This window comes from Mesorhizobium abyssinicae, assembly GCF_049887195.1.
GTDB lineage: Bacteria > Pseudomonadota > Alphaproteobacteria > Rhizobiales > Rhizobiaceae > Mesorhizobium > Mesorhizobium abyssinicae.
Map to the genome: position 1 here is coordinate 211,277 of NZ_JARAKC010000001.1, position 26,972 is coordinate 238,248.

At 63.4% G+C, this 26,972-nt stretch carries 22 protein-coding genes, 1 tRNA gene and 1 pseudogene; 13 read left to right on the top strand and 11 right to left on the bottom strand.

Annotation, left to right across the window (positions count from 1 at the left end; genetic code table 11):
- Nucleotides 1–27: 27 nt before the first annotated feature.
- The 4 genes and pseudogenes from PU724_RS00895 to PU724_RS00910 form a co-directional block, all read right to left on the bottom strand.
- The gene (locus PU724_RS00895) at nucleotides 28–1,245 is read right to left on the bottom strand and encodes an ABC transporter permease (RefSeq protein ID WP_354419196.1); all 1,218 of its coding nucleotides are present in this window, start codon (nucleotides 1,243–1,245) and stop codon (nucleotides 28–30) included.
- Nucleotides 1,246–1,263: 18 nt separating this feature from the next.
- A complete protein-coding gene (locus tag PU724_RS00900; RefSeq protein ID WP_354419198.1) occupies nucleotides 1,264–2,814 on the bottom strand; it encodes a sugar ABC transporter ATP-binding protein in 1,551 nt (516 codons plus the stop codon).
- Nucleotides 2,815–2,854: 40 nt separating this feature from the next.
- Nucleotides 2,855–3,796, bottom strand: a complete 942-nt coding sequence (locus PU724_RS00905; RefSeq protein ID WP_426213037.1) for a sugar ABC transporter substrate-binding protein — start codon at nucleotides 3,794–3,796, stop codon at nucleotides 2,855–2,857.
- A gap of 1,014 nt (nucleotides 3,797–4,810) precedes the next feature.
- Nucleotides 4,811–4,933 (bottom strand): annotated as a pseudogene (locus PU724_RS00910) (S-(hydroxymethyl)glutathione synthase); the annotation flags it as partial.
- 153 nt (nucleotides 4,934–5,086) lie between these two features.
- On the opposite strand from PU724_RS00910, the gene PU724_RS00915 reads away from it, so the two are divergent.
- The 7 genes from PU724_RS00915 (at nucleotide 5,087) to apnL (ending at nucleotide 13,513) form a co-directional block, all read left to right on the top strand.
- On the top strand, nucleotides 5,087–5,914 hold the full coding sequence (locus PU724_RS00915) for a phosphogluconate dehydrogenase C-terminal domain-containing protein (RefSeq protein ID WP_006205031.1): 828 nt from the start codon (nucleotides 5,087–5,089) through the stop codon (nucleotides 5,912–5,914).
- A gap of 383 nt (nucleotides 5,915–6,297) precedes the next feature.
- Nucleotides 6,298–7,239 carry a D-ribose ABC transporter substrate-binding protein gene (locus tag PU724_RS00920; protein WP_006205030.1) on the top strand — a complete coding sequence of 314 codons (942 nt, stop codon included), beginning with the start codon at nucleotides 6,298–6,300 and terminating at the stop codon, nucleotides 7,237–7,239.
- Between the two features lie 78 nt (nucleotides 7,240–7,317).
- Nucleotides 7,318–7,977 carry a DUF2291 family protein gene (locus PU724_RS00925; RefSeq protein ID WP_354420146.1) on the top strand — a complete coding sequence of 220 codons (660 nt, stop codon included), beginning with the start codon at nucleotides 7,318–7,320 and terminating at the stop codon, nucleotides 7,975–7,977.
- Complete coding sequence (locus tag PU724_RS00930) at nucleotides 7,974–9,530, top strand: sugar ABC transporter ATP-binding protein (RefSeq protein WP_354419202.1); 1,557 nt, start codon at nucleotides 7,974–7,976, stop codon at nucleotides 9,528–9,530. The genes PU724_RS00925 and PU724_RS00930 overlap by 4 nt, the downstream gene beginning before the upstream one ends.
- Nucleotides 9,523–10,587, top strand: coding sequence for an ABC transporter permease (locus PU724_RS00935; protein WP_354419203.1), 1,065 nt, complete (start codon nucleotides 9,523–9,525; stop codon nucleotides 10,585–10,587). Before PU724_RS00930 ends, PU724_RS00935 begins: the two co-directional genes overlap by 8 nt.
- A 2-nt stretch (nucleotides 10,588–10,589) precedes the next feature.
- Complete coding sequence (locus PU724_RS00940; RefSeq protein ID WP_354419205.1) at nucleotides 10,590–11,624, top strand: Gfo/Idh/MocA family protein; 1,035 nt, start codon at nucleotides 10,590–10,592, stop codon at nucleotides 11,622–11,624.
- Nucleotides 11,621–13,513, top strand: a complete 1,893-nt coding sequence (apnL, locus tag PU724_RS00945; RefSeq protein ID WP_354419206.1) for a D-apionate lactonase — start codon at nucleotides 11,621–11,623, stop codon at nucleotides 13,511–13,513. Before PU724_RS00940 ends, apnL begins: the two co-directional genes overlap by 4 nt.
- Nucleotides 13,514–13,517: 4 nt before the next feature.
- On the opposite strand, the gene PU724_RS00950 is transcribed toward apnL, so the two are convergent.
- On the bottom strand, nucleotides 13,518–14,231 hold the full coding sequence (locus PU724_RS00950) for a transcriptional regulator NanR (protein ID WP_127283197.1): 714 nt from the start codon (nucleotides 14,229–14,231) through the stop codon (nucleotides 13,518–13,520).
- Nucleotides 14,232–14,419: 188 nt separating this feature from the next.
- On the opposite strand from PU724_RS00950, the gene oiaX reads away from it, so the two are divergent.
- Nucleotides 14,420–15,670 (top strand): 3-oxo-isoapionate-4-phosphate decarboxylase OiaX, encoded by a 1,251-nt coding sequence (oiaX, locus tag PU724_RS00955; RefSeq protein WP_354419208.1) that lies wholly within the window; start codon nucleotides 14,420–14,422, stop codon nucleotides 15,668–15,670.
- 3 nt (nucleotides 15,671–15,673) lie between these two features.
- The gene (locus tag PU724_RS00960) at nucleotides 15,674–17,008 is read left to right on the top strand and encodes a four-carbon acid sugar kinase family protein (protein WP_127308677.1); all 1,335 of its coding nucleotides are present in this window, start codon (nucleotides 15,674–15,676) and stop codon (nucleotides 17,006–17,008) included.
- Nucleotides 17,009–17,764: 756 nt separating this feature from the next.
- Here the strand turns inward: PU724_RS00960 and PU724_RS00965 are convergent.
- Nucleotides 17,765–17,840, bottom strand: a tRNA-Ile gene (locus PU724_RS00965).
- A gap of 133 nt (nucleotides 17,841–17,973) precedes the next feature.
- Between PU724_RS00965 and PU724_RS00970 the strand changes: the two genes are divergently transcribed.
- A complete protein-coding gene (locus tag PU724_RS00970) occupies nucleotides 17,974–18,693 on the top strand; it encodes an SIMPL domain-containing protein (RefSeq protein ID WP_354419210.1) in 720 nt (239 codons plus the stop codon).
- A 183-nt stretch (nucleotides 18,694–18,876) separates the two neighbouring features.
- Here the strand turns inward: PU724_RS00970 and PU724_RS00975 are convergent, their stop codons facing one another.
- Together PU724_RS00975 and PU724_RS00980 are read right to left on the bottom strand one after the other, a co-directional pair.
- Nucleotides 18,877–19,230 (bottom strand): hypothetical protein, encoded by a 354-nt coding sequence (locus PU724_RS00975; RefSeq protein ID WP_127283572.1) that lies wholly within the window; start codon nucleotides 19,228–19,230, stop codon nucleotides 18,877–18,879.
- A 298-nt stretch (nucleotides 19,231–19,528) separates the two neighbouring features.
- Nucleotides 19,529–19,975, bottom strand: a complete 447-nt coding sequence (locus tag PU724_RS00980) for a YcgN family cysteine cluster protein (protein ID WP_127308819.1) — start codon at nucleotides 19,973–19,975, stop codon at nucleotides 19,529–19,531.
- 1,458 nt (nucleotides 19,976–21,433) lie between these two features.
- Between PU724_RS00980 and PU724_RS00985 the strand changes: the two genes are divergently transcribed.
- Together PU724_RS00985 and PU724_RS00990 are read left to right on the top strand one after the other, a co-directional pair.
- Nucleotides 21,434–22,369, top strand: coding sequence for an OmpA family protein (locus PU724_RS00985; protein WP_354419212.1), 936 nt, complete (start codon nucleotides 21,434–21,436; stop codon nucleotides 22,367–22,369).
- Between the two features lie 308 nt (nucleotides 22,370–22,677).
- A complete protein-coding gene (locus PU724_RS00990; protein ID WP_127283575.1) occupies nucleotides 22,678–23,193 on the top strand; it encodes a TIGR00645 family protein in 516 nt (171 codons plus the stop codon).
- 18 nt (nucleotides 23,194–23,211) lie between these two features.
- Here PU724_RS00990 and PU724_RS00995 read toward each other — a convergent pair whose 3' ends face one another.
- The 3 genes from PU724_RS00995 to PU724_RS01005 all read right to left on the bottom strand — a co-directional run bounded on the left by PU724_RS00995 (nucleotide 23,212) and on the right by PU724_RS01005 (nucleotide 25,808).
- Nucleotides 23,212–24,078: an SDR family oxidoreductase gene (locus PU724_RS00995; RefSeq protein WP_354419215.1), complete on the bottom strand. Its 867-nt coding sequence runs from the start codon at nucleotides 24,076–24,078 to the stop codon at nucleotides 23,212–23,214.
- A gap of 187 nt (nucleotides 24,079–24,265) precedes the next feature.
- Nucleotides 24,266–24,928: a helix-turn-helix transcriptional regulator gene (locus PU724_RS01000; protein ID WP_127283578.1), complete on the bottom strand. Its 663-nt coding sequence runs from the start codon at nucleotides 24,926–24,928 to the stop codon at nucleotides 24,266–24,268.
- A 7-nt stretch (nucleotides 24,929–24,935) separates the two neighbouring features.
- Entirely contained in the window at nucleotides 24,936–25,808 is an 873-nt protein-coding gene (locus tag PU724_RS01005; protein WP_127283577.1) for a S1C family serine protease, read from the bottom strand.
- A 169-nt stretch (nucleotides 25,809–25,977) separates the two neighbouring features.
- Here PU724_RS01005 and PU724_RS01010 point away from each other — a divergent pair, with 169 nt between their 5' ends.
- Nucleotides 25,978–26,928 (top strand): S1C family serine protease, encoded by a 951-nt coding sequence (locus PU724_RS01010; protein ID WP_127308816.1) that lies wholly within the window; start codon nucleotides 25,978–25,980, stop codon nucleotides 26,926–26,928.
- Nucleotides 26,929–26,972 lie beyond the last annotated feature (44 nt).

Genomic DNA, 26,972 nt, shown 5'->3' on the forward strand with positions numbered 1-26,972 from the left:
GCGTTCGAGATCGCTCATGTCCGAGCTTCAGCCGCCTGTCTTGGACTTGGCCTTGTTGCCGCCAACGGTGTAGATAGCGGCTGCGGCAACGACCACCATGCCTTCGATCAGGCCCTGCCAGTTCGCGCCGAGATTCATGATGTTGAACCCGTTGGTCAGGGAATAGAGCAGCAAAGCGCCAGCGAGGGTCTTCACAACACTGCCCGCGCCGCCGAATAGCGATGTGCCGCCCAGGATTGCCGCCGCGATAACGGTCAGCTCTGCACCTTGCAGGCCCGCCGGATTGATCGAACGCAAGCGGCTCGCGAAGAGGATTCCGGCAAGGCCCGCAGTGGCACTGCAGAATACGAACGCCAACAGCTTGTAGCGTGTGACATTGATGCCGGAGAGGCGGGCTGCTTCGGGATTGCCTCCAGAAGCGTAAATGCGACGTCCCACCATTGTGTAGCCTAGCGTAAACCAGACGGCGCCCGAAAATAATCCCATATAGATCACGGGATTGCGTAAAACCAACTCTCCGCCGCAAGCCCAAGCGACGAGGAGAAACGCAGCTCCCCCTGCCGCCATGCCAATGGAGACCGGCCGCAACGCGCCGCCGGCACTGTAGGCCTTGAACAAGCCTGATGCGCCAAGGGCTAAAAGCAGGATACCGGCGACCAGCAACAGCCAGAACACGTCGTGGCTACCGCCCTCAACGGCCTTCATCGTTGCGACGACCGCGGGATCAGATGCCGAAAGTGAGCGACCATCGGTATAGATGAGGACGAGACCGCGTACGGCGGTCATGGTGCCAAGTGTCACGATAAATGCGTTTATCCCGACATACTGAACGATGACACCGTTGATCAATCCTATGCCCATCGCCCCGGCCAGCGCCAATGCGGCAGCGGGCCAGAACCCGATCGCATCGGCATTGCCTATCAGCAGAACCGCCGCAAATGCCGCCACCGAGGCGACGGATAGATCGAAGTTGCCGCTGATAAGCACCACTGTCATGGCCACGGCCATAATGGCGATGAGGGAAGATTGGTAGATTACATTGGAAAGATTAAGCACGCTCAGATAGTTCGCTCGTCCTAGATAGGTCGTGACGATCGCAAGTGTGATGATGAGGAGAAACAAGGCGTAGTATACGCCCATCTCGCGAAGGCCTAACAAACGACGCCAATCCGTTTTCGGCAGGTTGGTTGCGGAAACCTGCGACATGTTATTATTTTGCGACTGGGTATAGCCTGCTGTGTTCATCGCTTTTCTCGCTGTCACTCAGGAGTCGATTGGGAGGTTTGAGGCTTCAGGGTTTGCACTTTGCCCGCCCGCCAGCAGCAGTAGTTCGGTCTCTGTCGTCTCGTGGATCTTTCGCTCGGCAATGCACCGCCCATCTCGCATGACAAGGATCCGGTCGGAGACGGCAAGAAGCTCTTCAAACTCCGACGACACAATGATGACCGATTTGCCCTCCCCCGCGAGTTGACGGACCAGGCGCAAAATCTCGGTCTTGGCGCCGATATCGATCCCCGCCGTGGGTTCATCCAGAAGGAAAAGCTTCACGTCGCTGAAAAGCCACTTGGCGATGGTGACCTTCTGGGCGTTCCCTCCGCTCAGTTCTTTCACAAGGATTTCCGGAGAATCCGCTTTGATCGAGAGCAAGCGGATAGCTTCCCAACCACGCTCGCGCTCGCGCTGAGCCACGGGAAGAGAATTGAAAACAGATACTCCCTGCAGGGCCGGGAGAGATACGTTGCGCCAGATCTCAAAGTCGGGGACGAGGCCTTGAGCCATACGATCTTCAGGCACCAGGCCGATGCCGGCCTTAACCGCGGCGCCGGTGTTTCGAGGTAGGCTCTTGCCGTCGACAACGACTGAGCCGGTCGCGTACTTGTCAGAACCATAGATCGCGTGAAGCAATTCGCTACGACCCGAACCAAGCAGGCCAGCGACGCCGACGACTTCGCCACGCGCAACATCAAAAGACGTGGCAGAGAGCTTGCCCGGCGAGGCGAGTTCACGCACCCGCAAGGCAGGGTCTTGGTTCGCGGAAACCGGCTCAAGGGTATGGCGCTGCTGTGCCTCGCGCTCTAGGGCGACGATCTGCTTTCCGACGATCGCTTCCGCAATCTGGTTCTCGTCTAGATCGGCCGTTGCGGCCCGCAGCACGGCCTTGCCGTCACGGAGCACTGTTACCTCGTCGGTGAGAGACATCACTTCGTCGAGAAAATGCGAAACGAACAGGATGGCCTTGTTCTCTCCTTTGGATAGGAGCCTCACCGTTGCATAGACCAGTTCCCGTTCTTCCAACGCCAGCGAAGCGGTCGGTTCGTCCATCACGATCAGATCCGCGCCCGTGCCAAGGGCTTGAAAGATGGAAACCATCTGCCGTGCCCCTATAGACAAGGAGCCGACCAATTCGCCCGGATCCAACCGGTACCCGATGCGCTTGCATAACTCTTCGAACTGAAGCCGAGAGCTGGAGGAGCGCCGCCAACGACCGTGGCTCCCGAGGAAAACATTCTCCAAAACGGAAAGAGTTGGAACCAGCGGGATGTGTTGATGGATTGTCGCGACACCCATGTCGTTGGCGGCTTTGGGACTATCCCAGGAAACGGGCTGACCCCGCCAGATGATTTCCCCTAGCGTGGCGCGGTATGCGCCGGAGAGGATTTTGATAAGAGTAGACTTGCCGGCGCCATTGGCGCCCAGCAAGCCATGCACCCTGCCCGGCCTGATATCGAGATCGACGCCGCGCAGCGCCAGCGTCCCGTTTGGGAACGCTTTTGCGACGCCACGCAATTGCATGATCGGCTGGTCAAGGTGCATGGATCGATGCTCCCGAGATAGGATCGCTGCGACAGCTATCCTACCACTGCTCCGGACAATCGTTGATCTTGTCCTTTGTGATCTGGGGCATGTCGTAGCTGACGAAACGAGCCTTGGGCGTATCGGGCTTGGTCGCTGCTTCATACATGGCCTGGAACATCAGCTTCCCGAGCAGCTTCGGCCGGGTGCAGACGGACCCGTACATCTCGCCGGCCAGAATGGCGTCGTGGCCAAGCTTGGAACCGCCGCCCGTGGCAATCAGCGTAGCTTTCGAACTCGCAGCACTGATGGCGCGAGCGCAGCCGATGGCCATGTCGTCGGCATGGCTGAAGATCAGGTCCAAATCGGGATGTGCCGTCAGGAAGTTCTGGCATACAGACTCGCCCTGGTCCGGCGTCCAGTTGGTCGGCTGTTCGGCGACGATCTCGTATTTCGCGCCGGCCTTGTCCAACGCGGCGCGGAAGCCCTCCGTATCGAGCTTGACGATGGTATAGGCCGGGTCGCCCATCACGATGCCGATCTTGGCCGTGTGGTCCTTGGGCAGGATGCCGGCAGCCATTTCCCCGGAAACATAGCCGGCCTTGTAGTTGTCTGTCGCGACCAGCGCCGACAACCCCGGATAAGGATCGTTGACCTTCCGCTTCGCCGAGTCGCCGACCTGAAGAGCAATGGCGACAACCGGAATTTTCGCAGCGTTGAGCTTGTCGACGAAGGATTCGGACACCACGGAATCAAGTGGGAGGAAGCCGACGGCGTCGACCTTCTGGGTGATCAGGTCGTCCAGAGCGTTTCCCTGCTTTTCGACACTGCCGCGCGGATCGAGAACGACCGCTTTTACGCCGGCTGCTGCCGCAGCCTCTTTGAAGCCGTCGGCCGTGGACACGTTGTACGGATACTCCAAGCTGGCCGGAACATAGCCGAAGGTAAGTTCCTTGGCATTGGCGGGCCCCGCCCATAGCAGAGCTGCTGCCGCAGTTGCCATCAAGCAACGGATTCCACTCGCCGTATTGAGAACCCTGATGCCAACGTCTTTATTAAGTTCGCGCATGTTATTCCTCCCTTGACCATGCCTAGCTCACGCTTCCAGGCGTGCGTCATCGCCCTCGATGAAAGGGGAAAAACTTTTCCGAGATCGATGAACGCGTCACCTGTGGCGCTGCGTATTTTCGAGAGGCAGTAGAGCTTTGAGCAATCCTCTCGAATATCAATTCCGTAACATAGCGGAGGTCTTCAAGACAGGGCGTGCGAGTTGCGCCGCGAAGCGCGTTATAAGTTTTTATTATTAGCTCAGTCCACATGAAGCTCGATCGCGGTAATGAATTCCGAGCTGGCGGATCGAACTAGCAATCCTAGTGCTTTCGCAAATTTGTCAAACTATGGCTTGGCAAGATTGGAGTCACGGGCCGGTAGGATGGTCGACCTGCGATGGAGTAGCAGCGCGTTGGCTGATGTGCAGCGCCGCCTCTCAAGGGCCGGTTTGATGCGACCGCTAGATGCGATATGGAAAACTCGACCTAGAACCGCCCGCCGGCTTGTGGGGCGAGAGGCAGCCCGCCGCCTTGCAGCAGCCCCGCATTCAATAGGGCGGTTGGCACCACCAGAAAGCGTTGACTTCCTCTTCAGATGACATCGCCCGGAACTCCCACGAGTCCGACTTAACTGCATACCGGCGCCCATACAGGCCTTCCGGCCTCGTTTAACGCCTCGTGCCAGTCATCGAAACCAAGTAGTGGCAATAGCGTTCGTCGGATTGATCGAAGGCGCAATATCGCCTTGCGCATCTGCGATGCTTCTCTGAATTTCTCGTCGATTGAAGGTCGAACATTTATGTCGCAACGCTACCAGGGCATCCTTGTGCGGGTTGACGCTAGGGCTGCATCAAATCCGAAGGCTTATAGGCAAATCTTACCTAAGGATATGGCCCCGCCTGGATTGAGTGGAACCAACTAGCGAGGACCGAGCTTTGAAGCCCGGTCCCGAGGCAGAGTTATGTGCTTTACTCCGGCAGCGCCCCGGACTTCTTCGCCGTCCAGGTGGCGATGTAGTCCATCAGGCCGGGGTTGAGGCAGTCGTAGGGCTCGAGCCCGATTGTCTTCAGCTGGGCGCGGATACCGTCCATATGAGATGCCAATCCCGCAATACAGACTGGCGACAGGCCTGCGAAACGGCAAGGAAGGCTCTGGTCAAACCACTATGTTGTGGTAGAGTGATTATACCAGTTGATAACGTGACGATCGGCGCGGCCATCGTTGGAAAACGGGAGCAAGCATAGATGACAACGATTGCGCTGTTCGGAGCCGGCGGCAAAATGGGCTACCGCCTGTCGACCAATTTTCGCAGATCGGACTACACGATCCGCCATGTCGAGGTCAGCGAGGCGGGCCGCGAGCGGCTGAAGACCGGACTGGGCTTCGATGCGGTCAGCGCCGACGAGGCGCTCAAAGGTGCCGACGTGGTGATCCTGGCCGTTCCGGACACTCATATTGGCAAGGTGGCGGCGAGCATCGAGAGCAAGCTGGCGGCGGGCACGATGGTGGTGGTTCTCGATGCCGCCGCTCCCTTCGCCGGCCATCTGCCGGACCGTCCCGACCTCACCTATTTCGTCACCCATCCCTGCCATCCGCCGATCTTCAACGACGAGACCGACATGGCGGCCAAGAAGGACTTCTTCGGCGGCGTCAAGGCCAAGCAACATTTCGTCAGCGCCCTGATGCAGGGGCCGGAGGCGGACTACGCCAAGGGCGAGGCGATCGCCCGGATCATCTGGGCACCGGTGATGCGCTCGCATCGCGTCACCGTCGAGCAGATGGCGCTGCTGGAGCCCGGCCTTTCAGAGACGGTGTGCGCCTCGTTGCTGGTCGTCATGAAAGAGGCGATGGACGAAGTCGTGGCGCGCGGCGTCGAACGGCAGGCCGCACTCGACTTCCTGCTCGGCCACATGAACGTGCTCGGCGCCGTCATCTTCGGCGAGACCAAGGGCGTGTTCTCCGACGCCTGCAACAAGGCGATCGAATTCGGCAAGCCGGTGCTGATGCGCGACGACTGGAAGCGTGTCTTCGAACCGGAAGAGATCGCTGCGAGCATCCAGCGCATTACCTGAGGCGCTCCTCCTTCTCCCCTTGTGGAGATGCTCCAGCTGCCGGCGACGGCGATCCTTCGCGCACCCCTCAACCGTCTCGGCGCTGCGCGCCGATACACCTTCTCCCACAGGGGAGAAGGAAAGGCGTGAATCGCACATCAGATACATATCACCTGAAATAGTGGTTGACTCATTATACCAGTTGGCTAAGCTGTTCTCGAGCTCGGATAATCAGGTTTCGCTGGAGTCGAAGCCTGAACGAGTGGAGGACGGGGAAGTGACGATCTGCTCGGGAGAAGCCCGCACGCGGCTTGATTCCGGCGCGATCCGCCGCCTGACCAATTCAGACGCAGACAGAGGGCCGATTTGCCAAGGCAAAAATTCTTTTTCAACGGGAGGACTTCATGAAACTCACTCGCAGAATGACCCTTGCAGCTTTCGCCGGCGTGCTGGCGCTCGGAACGGCGATGCCTGCCTATGCGGCGGACCTGATCGCCATCATCACGCCCTCGCACGACAATCCGTTCTTCAAGGCGGAAGCCGTCGGCGCCGAAGCCAAGGCCAAGGAACTCGGCTACGAGGCGCTGGTGCTGGTCCATGACGACGACGCCAACAAGCAGTCCGAGCTGATCGACACGGCGATCGGCCGCGGCGCCAAGGCGATCATCCTCGACAATGCCGGCGCTGACGCCACGGTCGCTGCCGTGCAGAAAGCCAAGGACGCCGGCATCCCCTCCTTCCTGATCGATCGCGAGATCAACGCCACCGGCGTCGCCGTGGCGCAGATCGTCTCCAACAACTACCAGGGCGCCCAGCTCGGCGCGCAGGAGTTCGTCAAGCTGATGGGCGAGAAGGGCAATTTCGTCGAGCTGGTCGGCAAGGAATCCGACACCAATGCCGGCATCCGCTCGAAGGGCTATCACGACGTCATCAACGACTATCCGGACCTCAAGATGGTGGCGCAGCAGTCGGCCAACTGGAGCCAAACGGAAGCCTATTCCAAGATGGAATCGATCCTGCAGGCCAACCCGGACATCAAGGGCGTGATCTCCGGCAACGACACGATGGCGATGGGCGCCTATGCAGCACTCGCCGCCGCCGGCCGCAAGGATGTCATTGTCGTCGGCTTCGACGGCTCGAACGACGTGCGCGACTCCATCACCTCCGGCGGCATCAAGGCGACCGTGCTGCAGCCGGCCTTCGCGCAGGCGCAGATGGCTGTCGTGCAAGCCGACGACTTCATCAAGAACAAGAAGTCTCCCGCCCAGGAAAAGCAGCTGATGGACTGCGTGCTGGTCAATGGCGACAATGCCAAGCAGCTGGAGACTTTCGCGCTCACCAACTGAGCCGGCATCACATCAATCGCAAGGGACGGACCTCCGGTTCGTCCCTTGCCCAATTTCCGTGGGTACTTCCTGACCGCCATGCCGAACAAGCTGACCTGGTTGAGCTTCGCCGTGCCAATTCTTGCCGGAATGGCCGGCCTCGGGCTCACCGCCTGCAAGATCCTGCCGACACCGTCGATGCAGGGCGGCGGCAACGCGCCGGCCTTCAATCCCGACAAGATGATCGAGGACATCTGGGCGCCGAAGGTAATCCCCTATCTGCAGCAGAAGGGCGGACCGTTCCCGGAAGTGCACGCCTTGGCCACCACCGATCCGGCTGCCGCCGGCGCCAAATACGGCAATCCGAACAAGCAGGCGAATTCGCCCTGGACCTTCGCGGTGCGGCTGGAGGGCAAGATCGTCGCCGCCAACACCCAGTCGCGCGCGGCGACCATCGATGTCGATGTCGACGGCGACGGCAAGGCCGATGCGCGGGTGCAGATCGGGCCGGCGGTGCGCGGCACCGCGCTGCGCGACAGCCTCGACTTCATCCAGTTCAACGACTTTACCAACCAGATCGACTTCGCCCAGTTTGGCAAGGCATTCAACATCTATGCCGACAAGACGGCGCTGTCCAAGCTGCCGCGCGAGGCGCTCGAGGGCCGCAGCGCCAAGGTGCTCGGCGCCTATACGCTAGGCAGCGCCCAAGACCTGCCGCTGGTGACGCCGGCGGAGGCTGAGATCGGGCCGAATCCATGAGCGCGGAAGCCGAGCGCGACGTCATCCTGAAGCTGGAGGATGTCTCCAAGGTCTATTCCGGCACGGTCGCGGTCAAGCGCGCCAATTTCGAGGTGCGCAGGGGCGCGGTCAACGTTCTGGTAGGCGAGAACGGCGCGGGCAAGTCGACGCTGATGAAGATCATCGCCGGCGTCGAGCAGCCGACCGCCGGACGCATCCTGCTCGAGGGTGAAGACGTGTCGTTCGCCTCATCCGGCGATGCGGTGAACCGCGGCATCGGCATGGTGTTCCAGGAGCTCAACCTTTTCGGCAACCTGACCGTCGCCGAAAACATCTTCGCCACCCGCGAGATCACCAACCGGTTCCGCAAGATCGACCGCAAGGAGCAAGAGCGCCGCGCGGCCGAATTCCTCGAAAGGCTGCAGGCCGGCATCCGCCCGGACATGCTCGTCGAGGATCTGCGCATCGGCCAGCAGCAGCTGGTCGAGATCGCCAAGGCGGTCTCTCTCGACGCGCGCATCCTGATCATGGACGAGCCGACCTCGGCGCTGAGTGCGGCGGAAGTCGAGATCCTGTTCAAGGTCATCGCCGACCTCAAGGCGCGCGGCGTCGCCATCGTCTACATCTCGCACCGGCTGGAAGAGCTGATCCGCATCGGCAACTACATCACCGTGTTGCGCGACGGCCGCATCACCGGCCAGGAGGAGATGAAGAACGTCGACACGCAGTGGATCGTGCGGCAGATGATCGGCTCCGATGCCAAGGATTTCGCCAAGGCCGACGGCCACGCTCCCGGTGAGGAGATCTTCCGCGCCGAAGAAATCTGCCTGCCGCGCGCGACCGGCGGCCTTGCGGTCGACCATGTCTCGCTGTCGCTCCGCGCCGGCGAGATCTTGGGCATCTACGGCCTGATGGGCGCCGGGCGCAGCGAACTGTTCGACTGCATCATGGGCCGCCACGGCCATGCCACGGGTTCGATCTTCATCGATGGCAAAAAGGTAAGGGAACGCGACACGACGCGGCGCATCCGCCGTGGCCTCGCGCTGATCCCCGAAGACCGCCAGCGCGAAGGGCTGGTGTCGATCCTGTCCGTCGCCAGCAATCTGACGCTGGCCAGCCTGTCGCGCTTTGCCCGCCTGTTCCACATCCGCGGCGCCGAGGAAAGACAGGCGGTGGCCGGCATGGTGCGGGAGCTAGCGATCAAGGTCGCCGACCCGGCGCAGGAGGTCTCGTCGCTGTCCGGCGGCAACCAGCAGAAGGTGGTGATCGGCAAGGCGCTGCTCACCGGTCCGAAGGTGCTGCTGATGGACGAGCCCAGCCGCGGGATAGATGTCGGCGCCAAGGCCGACGTTTTCCGCACTATGCGTAAACTGTCGCGCGATGGGCTCGGCATCCTGTTCGCCACTTCGGATCTCACCGAGGTGATGGCTCTGTCCGACCGCATCGCGGTGATGAGCAATGGAAAGCTGACCGGCATGTTCGATCGCGCCGAGGCAACGGAAGCGGCGATCGTCGCCGTATCGGCGCTTGGCCACGGACCCGCAGGGCCAACGGAGACAAACGCCCATGACTGACATTCCGGCTAAGGCGGCTGCCCCCACCGCTTCCAGCGGTTCGCTGCTTCTTACATTGATGAAGCTCAGAACCTTCATCGCGCTGATCGCGGTGTTGGTGTTTTTCTCGATCGCCGCGCCCAATTTCCTGTCGGCGGCAAACCTTATCCTAATGGCCAAGCACGTGGCGCTGAACGCCTTCCTAGCCATGGGCATGACCTTCGTCATCATCACCGGCGGCATCGACCTGTCGGTCGGTTCCATCGTCGGCTTGTGCGGCATGGTTGCCGGCTATCTGGTGCTGAACGGCATCGACCTGCAGATCGGCTACACGATCTATTTCAACGTCGTCGAGATCGCGCTGATCACGCTGGCCGTCGGCATAGCGATCGGCGCCGTCAATGGGCTGCTGATCACCAGGCTCAACGTCGCGCCATTCATCGCCACGCTCGGCGTGCTCTATGTCTCGCGCGGCCTGGCGCTCTTGTCGTCCGATGGCCGCACTTTCCCCAATCTGGTCGGCAAGCCGGAACTCGGCACCACCGGCTTCGGCTATCTCGGCGCCGGCAAGCTGCTCGGCCTGCCGGTGTCGATCTGGATCCTGATCGTCGTCGCGCTGGGCGCGGCCTATCTCGCGAAATACACGCCGCTCGGCCGCCATATCTTTGCTGTCGGCGGCAACGAGCGGGCGGCGCGCATTTCGGGCGTGCGGGTCAACATGGTCAAGATGTTCGTCTACATGTTCTCCGGCTTCTGCGCTGCGATCGTCGGCCTGATCATCTCGTCCGAGCTGATGGCCTCGCATCCGGCGACGGGCGAGAGCTTCGAGCTCAACGCCATCGCGGCCGCGGTGCTCGGCGGCACCTCGATGTCGGGCGGGCGCGGCACGATCGGCGGCACCATCGTCGGCGCCTTCGTCATCGGTATCCTCTCCGACGGACTGGTGATGATGGGGGTGAGCTCGTTCTGGCAGATGGTGATCAAGGGCCTCGTCATAATCGTCGCCGTCGTCGTTGACCAGGCGCAGCGCCGACTGCAAGGCCGCGTTACACTGATGCAGATGGCAATGGTGGGCTGAGCATGGCGGGGTTGCGGGGAGCGCTGATCGGCTGCGGCTTCTTTGCCGTCAACCAGATGCAGGGCTGGCGCGAGATCGAAGGCGCCTCGATCGTCGCCATCTGCGACCGCGATGCGGAACGGCTCAGGATCGTCGGCGACCAGTTCGGCATCGCGAGGCGCTATAGCGACGCGGCCGCCATGTTTGCGAACGAGACGCTCGACTTTGTCGACATTGCCACCACCGCGCCCAGCCATCGGGCGCTGGTCGAGATGGCGGCCGCGCAACGCGTACCCGCGATCTGCCAGAAGCCGTTCGCGCCGACGCTTGCCGATGCCAAGGCGATGGTGAAGGCTTGCGCGGACGCCGACGTGCCGCTGATGGTGCACGAGAATTTCCGCTGGCAGTCGCCGATCCAGGCGGTGCGCGCCGTGCTCGACAGCGGCGAGATCGGTACGCCGTTCTTCGGCCGCATCTCGTTCCGCTCCGCCTATGACGTGTTTTCCGGCCAGCCCTATCTGGCGACCGGCAAGCGCTTCATCATCGAGGATCTCGGCATCCACATTCTCGACATCGGCCGCTTCCTGCTCGGCGACGTCTCGACGATCACGACGCGGACCACGCGCGTCAATCCCGCCATTGCCGGCGAGGATGTCGCGACCATGCTGATGGATCATGCGAGTGGCGCCACATCCGTGGTCGATTGCAGCTATGGGACGAAACTTGCTGTCGAGCCGTTTCCGGAGACGCTGATCGAGATCGACGGCAGCGACGGCACGATCCGCCTGGCGCAGGGCTACAAGCTTACTGTTACGGGCAAGAGCGGAACGGTGGTGAGCGACGTCTCGCCGCCGCTGCTCTCCTGGGCATCGCGTCCCTGGCACAACATCCAGGAAAGCGTCGTCGCGATCCAGCAGCACTGGGTCGACTGCCTGGCGACAGGAAAAGAACCTGCGACCTCCGGGGCCGACAATCTCAAGACCTTCGCGCTGGTCGAGGCCGCCTATGCGGGCGCGGCGAGCCGCGAGCCGGTCCACCTCGATGCCTTGCTGAAATGACCGCCGACGCTTTCCAGCTCTATGGCACGCACGCGGTCGAAGCCGCGCCGGTCAGGCTGAGTGCGGGCGCGCTAAGCGCCGATTTCGTCAACGGCAATCTGCGCACGATCCGCCATGGCGGCACCGAGGTGCTGCGCGCGATCGCCTATATCGTGCGCGACCGCGACTGGGGCACGTATGAGCCCGTACTGACCGACCTGGTCATCGACCAGCGCGTCGATGCATTCTCGGTCAGCTGTGCGGCACACTGCATGGGACCGGACGGCAGCAAGCTCGGCTTTCGCGCCACCATCAAGGGCTCTGCCAGCGGCGAGTTGTTCTTTGACGTCAGCGCCCTGCCCGAGAGCGATTTCGAGACCAACCGCTGCGGCTTCTGCATCCTGCATCCGATCGCCGGGCTGGCCGGCAGCCCGGTGACGGTCGAGCACACCGACGGCAGCGTGGTGGATACCAAGTTGCCGCTGCAGATCGATCCGTGGCAGCCGTTCAAGGATATTCGCGCCATCACGCATCAGGTCCGTCCAAGTGTGGCCGCCGAATGCCGTATGGAAGGCGACATTTTCGAAATGGAAGACCAGCGCAACTGGTCGGACGCCTCCTACAAGACCTATGTGCGGCCTCTCGCATTGCCGTGGCCTTACAAGCTGCCGGCCGGCGAAACCAACCGCCAGACGATCACGCTGCGCATCACCGGCGACGGCAAGGCGCCGGCAGTCGCCACTACCTCCGAACCGGTCCGCGTGGCGCTTGGTGAACCCGGTGCGGCGCTGCCCGAGATCGGCGTTGTCATCTACCCCGAAAATGTCGAGGCAACGCTGGCGATCTTGCCCTTACTAACAGTGCTGGGGCCACGCCAGTTGCTGTTCCACTACGAGCCGACGCGCGGCCATGGCTTCGAGGCGCTGCGCGCCTTCGCCCAACTCGCCGAGGCCTACAAGTCGGGCACGACGCTCGAATGCGTGGTTGCCTGCGACGGCGATCTCGATGCCGAACTTTCCGGCATCGCCGGCATGGTGCGCCGGGCCGGCTTGCGACTCGACGCCATCGCCGTCTCGCCTTCGGTCGACCGGCAGTCGACACCGCCGGGCAGCGCGTTGCCGCCCTGCCCGCCACTCGAGAATGTCTATGCGGCGGCGCGGCGCGCCTTCCCGGACATCCGCCTCGGCGGCGGCATGTTCAGCTATTTCACCGAACTCAACCGCAAGCGCGTTCCCGTCGGCCCGCTCGACTTCATCACCCATTGCACCTGCCCGATCGTGCACGCGGCCGACGATCTCAGCATCATGCAGTCACTGGAGGCGCTGCCCTTCATTACGCAATCGGCGCGGGCGATCTTCGGCGACAAGCCGTACCGAATAGGACCATCGACCATTGCCATGCGCCAAAACCCCTATGGCGGCGCGACCAAGGACAATCCGGATGGCCAGCGCATCGCCATGGCCAATCGCGATCCGCGCCACGCCGGCCAGTTCGCGGCCGCCTGGGCGATCGGCTATGCCGCGCGTGTGGCATCAGCCGGGCTGGAGATGCTGACGCCGTCGAGTTTCGCCGGACCGTTCGGACTGCTGGCGTCGTTGGGCGAGCCCGCCAAGGACGGCGCGCCCCGGCCGCTTTTCCATGCCGTGAAGATGCTTTGCGACCTCGTCGGTCATCAGCATGTCCCTACTACGGTCAGCGATGACACCCGGGTAGCGGCACTCGCCAGCCGCTCCTCGATGGGCGAGACGATCGTCTGCCTGGCCAACCTGACAGCAGGCGAGGTTCAGGTCGACATTTCCGGTCTGGGCAAGGCATCGCTCATCATGCGGAATGGGAGTGAGCGCGCCATCAGCCTGGATGCGGGCGGCAGGCTGGCGATGCCGCCTTACGCGATCGCCCGGATCGGCTGAACCGTCACTTCTCGGAATTCATCACATAGAGGGCACGCGAGCGTTCAAGGTGCTTGATCATTGCCTTCTCGGCGCCATCGGCATCCTTCTTCTCGATGCGGCCGATGATCTCCTCGTGCTCAGTCAGCGTGAACTTTTCCTTGCCGGTCCAGATCAGCATCTCGGTGTGGTATTCCTTCAGCCAGCCGAGCATCGCCTCGCTGACGGCGACATAGATCGGGTTGCCCGAGATCGCCGCGATCTGGGTGTGGAACTTCATGTCGGCGGAGATGAAGGCTTCGGAGTCGCCGCGAAAGCTGCGCTGCTCTGCAATGGTGGCCCTCAACCGCTGCACATCCTCGGCCGTGGCCTTCTCGGCGGCTTCCCGGACCATGCCGCGCTCGAAGAAGATGCGCGCGCTTTTGAGGTGCTCCAGCGTGTCCTTCGACGACGACAGGATTATCTTGGCCGCGCCATCGACCTGCCTGATGATCGACTTGGCGGTCAGTTGCAGCACCTTGGCACGCTCGCCATGCGAGATAGCGACGAGGCCCATATTGCTTAGCGCCTGCATTGCCTCGCGAATTGCGGGCCGGCCGACCTCGAAACGCTCCATCAATTCGCGCTCCGACGGCATGTCGTCGCCCGGCTGCAATTCGCCGCTGGTGATCAGGCGCTTCAGTCGCGCAAAGACTTCATCGGAAAGCTTTCGCCGGACGATCGGCTCCGAACGGTTCATCGTCGCGAATCACTCCCTTGACCCTGCTCTATCTAGCATTGCCGCGGCGGTTCCCGGAATGCCCGTCCGCCGGTCGGTCTGTATCCTTTAGGCAGGATATTGCTTGCAATACTTATGTACTCATTATACCAGATTTCGAACGACAGGGAATTGTTTTCGAACCCCTTTTCGACCCGAGACGGCCGGCCATGATCATCCTCAACTATCGCATCGAAACGTCCGGCAGCATCGAGGCGATGGCGGCCAAGATCGCCAGCGACCAGTCGACCGGAACCTTCGTCGCGCTGCCCGGCGAGACTGAGGAGCTGAAGGCGCGCGTCGCGGCCCATGTGCTGGCGATCCGGCATTTGCCCGATGCGGAGCAGCCATCCATTCCCGACGCCGGCCCTGGCCCATTCAAGCGCGCCGATGTCGACATCGGCTTCCCGTTCGACGCGATCGGCACCGACCTTGCGGCGCTGATGACCATCGCCATTGGCGGCACCTATTCGATCAGGGGTTTTTCCGGGATCCGCGTCGTCGACATGAAGCTGCCGAAGGAGTTCAGGGGCGCCCACCCCGGCCCGCAATTCGGCGTCGCCGGCAGCCGCCGGCTGACCGGCGTCGAGGGCCGCCCGATCATCGGCACCATCGTCAAGCCGGCGCTCGGCTTGCGGCCGCACGAGACGGCCGCGATGGTGGGCGAGCTGATCGATGCCGGCATCGACTTCATCAAGGACGACGAGAAGCTGATGAGCCCGGCCTATTCGCCATTAGCGGAGCGGGTGAAGGCGATCATGCCTTTGATCCTCAACCACGAGCAGAAGACCGGCAAGAAGGTGATGTATGCCTTTGGCATCTCGCATGCCGATCCCGACCAGATGATGCGCAACCATGACCTTGTGGTCGAAGCCGGCGGCAATTGCGCCGTCATCAACATCAATTCCGTCGGCTTCGGCGGCATGGCTTACCTCAGGAAGCGCTCCGGCCTGGTGCTGCACGCCCACCGCAATGGCTGGGACATCCTCACCCGACATCCCGGCCTCGGCATGGATTTCATGGTCTGGCAGCAGTTCTGGCGGCTGCTTGGCGTCGACCAGTTCCAGATCAACGGCATCGGCTCGAAATACTGGGAGCCGGACGACTCCTTCATCCGTTCCTTCGAGGCGGTGACGACGCCGCTGTTTTCGCCTGATGATTGCGCGCTGCCGGTGGCGGGCTCGGGCCAATGGGGCGGACAGGCGCCTGAAACCTACGAACGTACCGGCCGCACGGTCGACCTGCTCTATCTGTGCGGTGGCGGCATCGTCAGCCATCCGGACGGACCGGGCGCCGGCGTGCGCGCCGTGCAGCAGGCCTGGCAAGCAGCGGTCGACGGCATCCCGCTCGCGGACTTCGCCAAGAGCCATGTCGAGTTGGCGCGCTCGATCGAGAAGTTCGGCGACGGCAAGGCGGCCTGAGCAATGCGGGACCTTCTGCTCAGCTATTATGGCGACGACCTCACCGGCTCGACCGATGTGATGGAGGCGCTCGAACTCGGCGGCGTGCCGACCGTGCTGTTCATGCGCCAGCCGGATGACGCACAGCTGGCGCAATTCTCGCATTGCCGTGCCGTCGGCCTGGCCGGCACCAGCCGCAGCGAGTCGCAGCAGTGGATGGACACGCATCTCAAGGTGGCCTTCGGTTGGCTGAAGACGCTTGAGGCCGAAATCTGCCACTACAAGGTCTGCTCGACCTTCGATTCCAGCCCGACGATCGGCAGCATCGGCCGGGCGATCGAGATCGGCCGTTCGGTGTTCGCGCAGGACAGCGTGCCGCTGGTGGTCGGCGCGCCGCAACTCAAGCGCTACACCGCCTTCGGCCATCTGTTCGCCGGCTATCGGGACAAATACTACCGCATCGACCGCCATCCGGTGATGAGCCGCCATCCGGCGACGCCGATGGACGAGGCCGATCTTTTGATCCATCTGGCGCGGCAGACCCGGCTTGCCTCGGGTCTGCTCGACCTGGCGACGCTGCGTTCGGCCGACCGCTCAGCGGCCTTCGATCGCCTCGCCGCTGATGGCGCCGCCATCGTACTCATCGATGTCGATAGTCCGGAAAGCCAGGCGTTTGCCGGCAAGGAGATCTGGCGCACGCGCAAGCAAGGCGGTTCCTTCGTCGTCGGCTCGTCCGGCGTCGAGTACGCGTTGCTCGCCGAATGGGCAGAGACTGCCGTTGTTCGGGCCGAGTCCCGCTTTTCGGCGCCGGGTGCTGCCGGCCGCGTCGGGGTCGTCTCGGGCAGTTGCTCGCCGACCACGGAACGGCAGATCCGCCATGCGTTGACCGACGGCTTCGACGGCATCGAAGTCGATCCCATCGAACTGGTCTCGGACAATTCCGAACAGGCGATCGTGCGCGCGGCGGCAAGCGGCCGCGCCAGCCTGGAAGCCGGGCGCAGCGTCATCCTTTACACGGCACTCGGACCTGCCGCTGATCGCGGTGCCGAGATCGATCGGCAGCAAGGCGCCCGCCACAAGCTCGGCCGCGGCCTTGGCACGCTGCTGCGACAACTGACCGAGCAGCAGAACCTGAAGCGCGTCATCATCGCCGGCGGCGACACGTCGAGCCATGCACTGGGGCAGATGGGCGTCGACGCGCTGACAGTCAGGATGCCGCTTCCAGCGTCACCCGGCTCGCCGCTCTGCGTCGCCCATTCGCGCATCGCGGCGATCGACGGGCTGCAGGTCGCGCTGAAGGGTGGCCAGGTCGGAACCGATCGCTATTTCTCAGCGATCCGCGACGGCCTCGGCGGTTAGCTTTCAACCCAAGCAGCGAAACCTAAACTGGCAGTTGAATGTGGGGAAAGGCGGTAGCGCCCTCTCGCTGCCATCGCTCCCGGAAGGGAGGCGCGGTGGCAAGGCATTCATCGACAAGATTCGACAGACAGCCCCTAAGTTGATTGCAGACGAGGCGGCGGCAGCCAGGGTGCCATCTACCTGGAGAATTTAGATCAGGACGCCGAGTTATGGATCGCTCTTCACGGCCGAAAAGGCAGGCCTTTGGCAGGCCGCTTCATCGCAGCTTTGACAGGCCAATGTGGTCTAGCCCTGCTGCCCTCTGGCATGCTGCATTACGCTAAGAATTCTCCAAGCGGTCAGATCGGTTGGACAGGAGGTTTGGATCAGAACAGGTTTGATGCGATAGCGAGGGCGTGGAGACTCAGGAAGCAGTTTCCAGGGCTTTCGGGTAGGGCGACCGCTTCCAGTTGATATACAAGCTGGCATTGACGACCGCTATGAGGCGCAAAGCGGCCATTGCTGAGCTGTCGCGAGCACGACTGGTATGAGTCACACCCGCCCTTTCGCACGCCGTTGCCGCCGATCACCGCACTCGCCGTCGGAGAGCCTTTTGAAATACAGGGGCCTGCGCTACGTCTCACAGGTGACATCAACCAGACGGAGAAAATTGACCAACGGGCCCCAAAATCATTCCATCTAAAACTCATGAATTTATCTGGCAAAACTCGCTTAATTCTTGAAGAATTAAGCGTAACACATTGATATGTTATAATTTGGTGGGCCCGGAGGGACTCGAACCCCCAACCAAGCGGTTATGAGCCGCCGGCTCTAACCATTGAGCTACAGGCCCCACGCGGCTGGCTTAGTGTTTTTCCTTCATCGGCACAAGGCTTTCCGGGCGGGCTGGCAGCGATCGCCCAAATCAGCCCATATTCGCGCTCTAGTTGCCAGATGCGACTGGTTCGCAGACCGAGGAGATTTTCATGACCAGACATCTTTTGCCCCTCATGCCCCTGGCGCTTGCTGCCGCCATCGCCTTCCCGGCGGTGGCTGGCGCCGCCGATTCGCAAGCCACGCCCCGCATCGTCGTGTCGGGCGAAGGCCAGGCGACCGCGGCGCCCGATCTCGCGCTGTTGACGCTCAGCGTCATGCGCGAGGCCAAGACCGCGCGCGCCGCGCTCGACGCCAACAACGACGCCATGGCGGCGGTAATCGCGGCGATGAAGTCGTCCGGCATCAAGGACCGCGACCTGCAGACGGCGGGCATCCAGATCAATCCGCGCTACAACTACACCAACAAGCCGGACGGCAGCCAAGAGGCCGAACTGGTCGCCTACCAGGTGACCAACACGCTTTCGGTGCGCATCCGTGACATCGACAAGACCGGCGACATCCTCGACAAGGCGGTGTCGCTCGGTGTCAACCAAGGCGGCGGCATCACCTTCTCCAACGAAGACCCGTCCGCCGCCGTCACCGAGGCTCGCAAGAAGGCGGTCGCCGATGCCATGGCCAAAGCCAAGACGCTTGCCGACGCCGCCAGGGTCAACCTGGGGCGGGTGCTGGAGATCACCGACCAGAACATCGCGCCGCCGCCGATGCCGATCAACGCCAAGGCCTTCGATGCCGCGGGCGCGTCGGTCCCGGTGCAGGCGGGCGAGAATTCTTACGCCGTGCAGGTCACCGTCACCTTCGAACTGAAGTGAGCGTGGTCCGGCCGGCCTGCGCCGGCGGGGCCGGACGCAGGATCCGGCCGGTTGCGACCGGCGCCTGCCGCGCATGAAAAACCCCGGAGGACCAGTCCTCCGGGGTTCTTCTTGAGCCGCACCCTTCCGCCCTGGCGGAAAGGGGCTCTGCTAGGCGTTCAAGCCGGGGCCGGCTTGTGTTCCTCAGCGATAGATGATCGGGCAGCCGCGCACATTGGCGAACACCACCACCACGCGATCGCCGTACTGGCGGCCAGCGACCTTGACCGTGCGGCGGTCGATGTCGACGATGCGGACGCGGTGCAGGCCCATGCGCTCGGCCTTGTCCAGCGCGCGGTCCGGCGAACAGCCGCGGCGGCGCCACTCGCGATCACGGCGATAGCCATCGTCGTCGTCACCGCTATAGACGCCGAAGCGCGGATCCTGGTTGTTGCCGAAGCCGAGGTAGAGGCTGTCAGCATGGGCGGCGGGGATGGCGGTAAGCGCGCCGAGGCCGACAAGCGCCGAAAGGGCTGCCGTCTTGATGGTGTTGAGCATTGTCTTCTCTCCTTGTTGAGGGCTCTCGCCCGTCTGGTGAACCGATGGTGCGAGAATGCGCCTGCCTGTCTGAACTGTCTGCGAACCGTCCATTCATCTTCGGTTCATCTGACAAGTCATCGGTTGCGGGCGGCCGGACCCCAAACGCCCCACGGCCCCGCCGGTTCCGGCCGAGGCCGCTCCGGCGCGTGGTATTTCCTACTGGTTTGCGGCGAAAATCGGTTCAAGGCCGGTCAAGATGCGAACCATCCAGATTCGTCATCAAGATGCGAACCATCCGGGTTCGTCAGCGAACCCGTCAGGGTTCGTCATCGAGCATATAGTCGAAATAGTCGTCGGGCTCGGCAAGGTCGGTCTCGCTGGCCTTGACCCGTCCGCGGATCGAGATGCCGGCCTCGTGCACCGTTTCGGCGCTTCCCGAAACCAGCCTGTGCCACCAGTAGAGGTCATGCCCCTCCGCGATCAACCTATAGGCGCAGGTCCTGGGCAGCCAGCGGATGGTGCGCACATTCTGCGGCGTCAGCCCGACACAGTCCGGAACCCGCGCCAGCCTGTTGGCATAGTCGGCGCAGCGGCAGCTTTCGGCGTCGAACAGCCGGCAACCGACGCTCGTCCAGTAGATTTCGCCGGTATCCTCGTCCTCCAGCTTCGACAGACAGCATTTGCCGCAGCCGTCGCAAAGCGATTCCCACTCGGCCGGCGTCATCGCCTCGAGCGTCTTGGTTTTCCAGAATGGCGCACCCATTGCGCGGATGTGGCCCCGGCCGGCGCCGAGGTCAAGCGCGGCAGTGGCATAAATGAGACATGCATCATATGAAAAACACGAAGTTGCCTTCAAAACGCCGGTCAATCGTCCTTCGTTGCCGCTAATGCCCATGCGCCGGAACCAAATCCGGATGATGCAAGTTTGGGCAGGGATGGGACCCCATAAGGAGAATTTGAGATGAAACGCCAACCACGGATTCTGGCAGGCACGGCGATCGGCCTGTTGATGGCATCCGCGCCGTTGGGCGCGTACCCGCTTCAGGGTGGTGCCGTTTTCGGCCCCGCGCAGCATGCCGCCGCGCCATTGATTCTGGCGCAAGCGAGCTGCGCCGAGGGCGAATCGGCCGAGGCCTGCGCGCAGAACCAGCAGGCTGAACCGGAACAGCCCAAGAAAAAGAAGCGCGAGCAGCAGCAGCAAACCGAATCCGCGCCGGCCGAGCAGGCCGCTCCCGAGCAGGAACAGAAGCCGCGCAAGCGCAAGGCCGAACAGCAACAGCAGCAAACGGAACAGGCGCCGGCCGAACAGGCAGCACCGGCCGTCGAGGAGCAGCAGCCGCGCAGGAAGAAGCGCAACCAGCAACAGCAGATCGAAGCGGCACCGGCCGAGCAGCCAGCTGAGCAGGCAGCTCCGGCAAACGACGAGCAGCCGGTCATGCCGCGCAAGAAGAAGCGCCAACTGCAACAGCAGATCGAGGCCGCGCCTGCCGAACAGCCCGCCGAGCAGGCAGCTCCGGCAAATGACGAGCAGCCGATCAAGCCGCGCAGGAAGAAGCGCGACCAGCAGCAGATCGAGGCAGCACCCGCCGAGCAGCCGGCCGAACAGGTCGCCCCGGCAAACGACAACAACCGCCAGGACAACCTGCGCAAGAAGAAGCGCAAGCAGGATCAGCAGATAGAGGCTGCGCCCGCCGAGCAGGCGCCGGCCAAACAGGCGGCACCCGCCGGCGAACCTGTACCGCAGGCCGAACCTCTTCCTCAGCCCACAGAGCAGCAGGCGGCTCCCGCCCAGGGCGATCAGCCTCTGGACAAGAAAAAGCGCGGCAAGAAGACCATTGGCGAACAGCCGGTGACGGGCGAGCAGCCGGCCACTGGAGAACAGCAGCCATCGACAGCCGAACAACCCGCCAATGGCGGGCAGACCGTGACTGGCGAACAGCCGGCACAGGGCGAAAACCCGGCGGCCGAGGGCGAAGCCCAGGCTGACAAGAACGCGGCCCCCATCCTCGACAGCCAGAAGGATGTCCTGCGCAAGCGCAAGGGCAAGAACCAAAACGGCCAACAGGGAGGCGAGAATGCGAATGGTGAGCTGAGCAACCAGCCCGCCCAGCAGAATGGCGAGCAGGCGCAGGTACCGAAGCCGGCTCCGGTCGACCAGGGACCGCCGCCCACCGACGACAAGTCGGCCCAGCAGGAGATCAAGCCCGAGAAGATCGTTCCGGTGACGGAGGAAAAGGGCAAACGCGTCGAGATAGCGCCCGATGAGAACGTCCGCGACCGCCAGCGCCCGCAAGGCGTCAACGTCCTCAGGGAACTCGGCGATCGTGTCATCCTGCAGTTCAACAACCAGACGATCGTCGAAAGCAACGACGCCCCACGCATGCACCGCGGCGCCAGGAACGTCTACTACGAGGACCTCTCGGGCGGTCGCAGGCGCGAAATCGTCGAACGCGACAACGGCATTCAGATCGTCACCATCCGCAACCGTTATGGCGACGTCATCCAGCGCTCGCGCATCACGCCGGAAGGGCGCGAATATATCCTGAGCTATGTCGACGAACGGAGCTATGAGGACGATGGCGACTGGCGCGATCCCGGTGACGACCTGCCGCCGATGCGGCTCAACATCCCGCGCCGGGACTACATCCTGGATTCGGAGGATGTCGAGGATGAAGACGACTACTACACCTTCCTCGAGCAGCCGCCGGTGGAGAAGGTCCAGCGCCTCTACTCGATCGACGAGGTCAAGCGCTCGGCCCGTGTGCGCGACATCGCCCGCCGCGTCGACCTTGACACGCTGAACTTCGAGTTCGGTTCGGCCTCGATCTCCGATGAGGAGGTGCAGAAGCTCGACGGCGTCGCCAACGCCATGGAGAAGCTGCTGAAGAAGAACCCGGCCGAGACCTTCCTGATCGAAGGCCACACCGACGCCGTCGGCACGCCGGAAGCGAACCTCGCTCTGTCGGATCGGCGCGCCGAAGCGGTCGCCGAGGCGCTTACCAACGCCTTCGGCATCCCGCCCGAGAACCTGACCACGCAGGGCTATGGCGAGGAGTATCTCAAGGTCGACACCTCAGGGCCGAACCGTGAGAACCGCCGCGTCGCCATCCGCCGCATCACCTCGCTGGTGGCGCCGGTGGCCAGCAGCGAGAATTAACGAGCTGTTCCAGAAGCATAAGACGGCTTCTGGAATCAGGGTGACAACAGAAAGCCCATCCCGGTTTGGCCGGGATGGGCAACGCGCCACGGGTTTGACGCTCAAGGAGAATTGAGCCCCGATTCGACCGGCTTCATTGAATTTTCGGATTGCTGTACCCAGATTCTCGACAGGGCGTTCCCTGCCCTGTCCCGACTCCAGCGGGACACATGAGCCCCGCCGGCCCCTCCGGCGGGGTTTTGTTTTGGCCTTGCAAACAACTGCGGGTTGCCTGAAAAACGCCACTGAAAGCAGGAGCGGAACAGCGCATGAAACGCCTCGAACTCGCCATCGAATCGATCATTCTCGCCACACGCTGGCTGCTGGTCGTTTTCTATATCGGGCTCGGCCTTGCGCTCGCCATCTACGCGGTGTCGTTCGGCAAGAAGCTCTACGAGTTCGCTTTCAACGCCCTGACGCTCGGCGACACCGATACGATCCTGAAGATGCTCGGCCTGATTGACGCCGCCCTTGTCGCCTCGCTGGTGGTGATGGTGATCATCTCCGGCTACGAGAATTTCGTCAGCCGCTTCGACGAGAATGACGGCAAGGTGCACTGGCTGGGAACGATCGATGTCGGCTCGCTCAAGGTCAAGGTGGCCTCGACCATCGTCGCCATCTCGTCGATCCACCTGCTGCAGGTCTTCCTGAATTCCGTCTCCTACACGACAGACCAGCTGATGTGGCTGACCATCATCCACCTCGCCTTCGTCCTCTCGGCGCTGATGCTGGCCTATATCGACCGGCTGATGGGTTTGGCCAAAGGCAAGAAGGTTGAGGACTGAGGCCTCGCCCGCTGCCCCTCAGTAGATAGTTTTGATCTTGCTTTCCGTGCGGGCAAACACCTCGTCCGGCACGAAGAAGTCGCCGGCGAGCGGCCCTGTCGCGCCGGGCGCGTAGACGGAAAAATCGCTGACGCCCTCGGCGCACAACACCTCCTCGTCGATGTAGAAATTGCCGGTCGCTTCGCGCGACGGGCGCAGGAAGATCGCATGCGCGGCGTCGGCCATGATGTCGGGCGAACGGCTCATCGCCGCCACTGCCGCGCCGCCGAGCAGGTTGCGTACCGCGGCGGTGTCGATGGTCGAGATCGGCCACAGCGAGTTGACGGCGATGCCGTCCCTGGCGAACTCCGCGCTCATGCCCAGCGTGCACATCGACATGCCGAACTTGGCCATTGTGTAGGCGACGTGGTTCTTGAACCATTTGGCCTTCATGTCTAGCGGCGGCGCCAGATTCAGGATGTGAGGGTTCTTTGCCAACTTCAGGTGCGGAATGCACATTTTGGAAACCAGGAAAGTGCCGCGCGTGTTGATCTGGTGCATCAGATCGTAGCGCTTCATGTCGGTCTCCAGCGTGCCGGTGAGCTGGACGGCGCTGGCGTTGTTGACGCAGATGTCGATGCCGCCGAACCGCTCGACGGTTCTCACGACTGCCTCGGCGACCTGCGCCTCCTCGCGTATGTCGCAGAGCACCGGCAGCGCCTTGCCGCCGGCCTGCTCGATCTCCTCGGCAGCGGTGTAGATCGTGCCCGGCAGCTTCGGATGCGGCTCGGCGGTCTTGGCGGCGATCGTCACATTGGCGCCGTCGCGCGCCGCGCGCAGCGCGATCGCCAGCCCGATGCCACGCGACCCGCCGGAGATGAACAGCGTCTTTCCCTTGAGCGACATCTTTCCTCCGCTTCCTTGACTACATCGCAGGCGCGAACCTTTGCGCGGCAGGCGACCAGAGCGCAAGGCCCGACCCGCCGCGAGCGGGTTACGCTGCGTCGGGTCCAGAAACGAGGCCAGGCGTGAGCACCGGAAGCGCAGGACGCCACCATTCGCAGGCCGGCCTCACCGGAATATCAATAGGCCCTCAGACCAGAACCAGTCCCTGCCGCATGGCAATGGCGATCGCATCGGTGCGATTGGCGGCGCCGAGCTTGATCAGGATCGCCGCGACATGGAACTTCGCCGTGTGCACGGAAATGCCGAGGCGCCGGGCGATCACCTTGTTGGGCGCGCCTTCGGCAAGCAGCGCCAGCACTTCCGCCTCGCGCGGCGAAAGCGTTGGCCGGGCAGCGTTCGTGTCTCCCGGCTCCTCTTCGAACGGGTCGCCGTCATGGAAGGAGAGGTCGTCGTGCCGACCGGTCAGCGGCCGGTCAGAGCCCGAAATGCGGTAGCCGGCGGCTGCAAGCCGCGCGGCAGCGGCGATCAGCAATTCGTCGGACGAAGCGGGCAGCACGGCAAGCACGCTGTCGGCGGGCTGTTCATGGCCGGGACGCCGCGACAGCAACACCCTGGGCAGCGCAGCATCGATCGCCCTGCCCTCCAGGCCATCCTCGTCGATGATGGCGACATCCACGGCCTGTCCTGATCGGTTCCCGGCCATGACCGGCAGCAGATCGCCGGTTGCGGCGAGCGCCTCGGACAGTTGCTCGGCCCGCGCGGCGTTGCCGAGCGCGATCAGCACGGTCAGCCGCCGCTCCGCGGCGGCCTGATCCGCCTTCCTGTGGTTTGCTATCGCCGCGACCGCCATCATGCCCTCAGCTCAGCGGCTTCTCGCCGATGGTCACGGCAACATCGCGCGCCTCGCCGCCGCGCACGACGCCGAGCGTCACCGACGCCCCGGCGCTGTCCGGTCCGAGCTTGCGGATCAGGTCACGCGGACCCTGCACCGCTTCGCCGTTCCATGCCACGATTATGTCGCCGAGATGCAGGCCGGCGGCCTTGGCCGGACCGTTGTCGTCGAGGCTCATCACCATCGCGCCGTGGGTGTCGCTGTTGTGGACCGGATGCAGGCCGGCGCCGAGATAACCGCGTGCGACGTGCCCCTTCTCGCGCAGCGTCGCCACCGCCCGCTCGATCGTCTCGTAAGGCATGACCAGTGCCCGCCGGCGCGGCCCGAACAGGAGCATGCCGATCAGCCCGCCCCTGGCATCGAGCACGGGTCCACCCTCGAAGCGTGAGCCGGCGTTGACGGCGAGATTGATGCGCCGGTCGATCGTCCCGCCGCGCATCGAGCGCCAGGCCGGACCGACCTCGCCGACCGAACCGAACACGGCAAGTGCTGCGCCGTCGCTGTTGCCGATGGCGACGGCGACATTACCAGGCCGCACCGCATCCGCCTTGGCGAGTGAGGCCGTGCCTGCCGCGCCGGCGGGCTTCAGCAGGGCAACGCCGGTCGAGGGATCGCGGCCGACAAGCTCGGCCTTGACCGTCTCGCCCGAAGCCAGCGTCAGTTCGATCTCCTCGCCCGCCTCCACGACTTCCTCGGCGGTGACGAAATAGCCGTCGCGCCAGTGGAAGGCGCTCGCTGTCCGATGATGATGGGTTGCAAGGCTCGCCGTCGCCGGCGCGGCCGCTGCCGCGAGATCGGCGATTGCGTCGGAAAATGCGCTCAAATTGAAGTCGCTCATCATTGTTCTCCTGGGTTTGCGATTACCCAGATATCGCTCGACAGGACGCCGGCCGGTACTCGCCTCATGGCCAGTCGGCCGCGCGACTGGCCATCTGGTCAGGTCGCGGCCGAACGGGCCGCTCCGCACATATAATCATCCTTGCGCCTGATACCACGGAGCCCTTCCCATGGCCCTCGCCGCCGCCAAACTCCAATCCGACGAAGCCTTGCTCGACGCCTATTCGGCGACCGTCGCCGACGCGGTCGACCGCATCGGTCCCGCCGTCTGCCGCATCGAGCGTGTCGGCGGCGCCGGCGGCCATGGCTCCGGTTTCGTCATCACGCCGGATGGCCTGGTCGTCACCAACTTCCATGTCGTCGGCGACGCGCGCGCCGTGCGCGTCTCGATGCCGGACGGCGCGTCGCGCGAAGGCCGCGTGCTCGGCCGCGATCCCGACACCGACATCGCCCTGGTGCGCGCCGACGGCAGCTTCACCGATGTCGCGCCGCTCGGCGATTCCAAGCGGCTGAGGCGCGGCCAGATCGCGATCGCCATCGGCAATCCGCTCGGTTTCGAATGGACCGTCACCGCCGGCGTCGTCTCCGCGCTCGGCCGCTCGATGCGCGCCTCGACCGGACGGCTGATCGACGACGTCATCCAGACCGACGCGGCGCTCAACCCCGGCAATTCCGGCGGGCCGCTGGTGTCGTCGGCGGGCGAGGTGATCGGTGTCAACACCGCCATGATCCATGGCGCGCAAGGCATTGCCTTCGCCGTCGCCTCCAACACCGCCAATTTCGTCATTTCGGAGATCATCCGCTTCGGCCGCGTGCGCCGCGCCTTCATCGGCGTCTCCGCCGACACCACCAATTTGCCGCGCCGCGCCGCCCTTCTGTCGCAGGTCTCGAGCAGCACCGCCGTGCGCCTGCGCAGCGTCGAAAAGAACAGCCCGGCGGCAAGGGCCGGGCTGAAGGAAGGCGACATCATCGCCGCGATAGATGGCCGTCCGGTCACCGGCGTCGACGACCTCGTGCGCATGCTCGACGCCGAGCGCATCGGCCGCGAGACGCTTTGCACCGTGGTGCGGCGGACCGGCGTCAGCCAGGTCGCGGTGACGCCGGTGGCAAGGCCGAACTGAGCGACCTGCTCCCAACGCCCCGGTAATCGTCGGGGCGTCCCCGA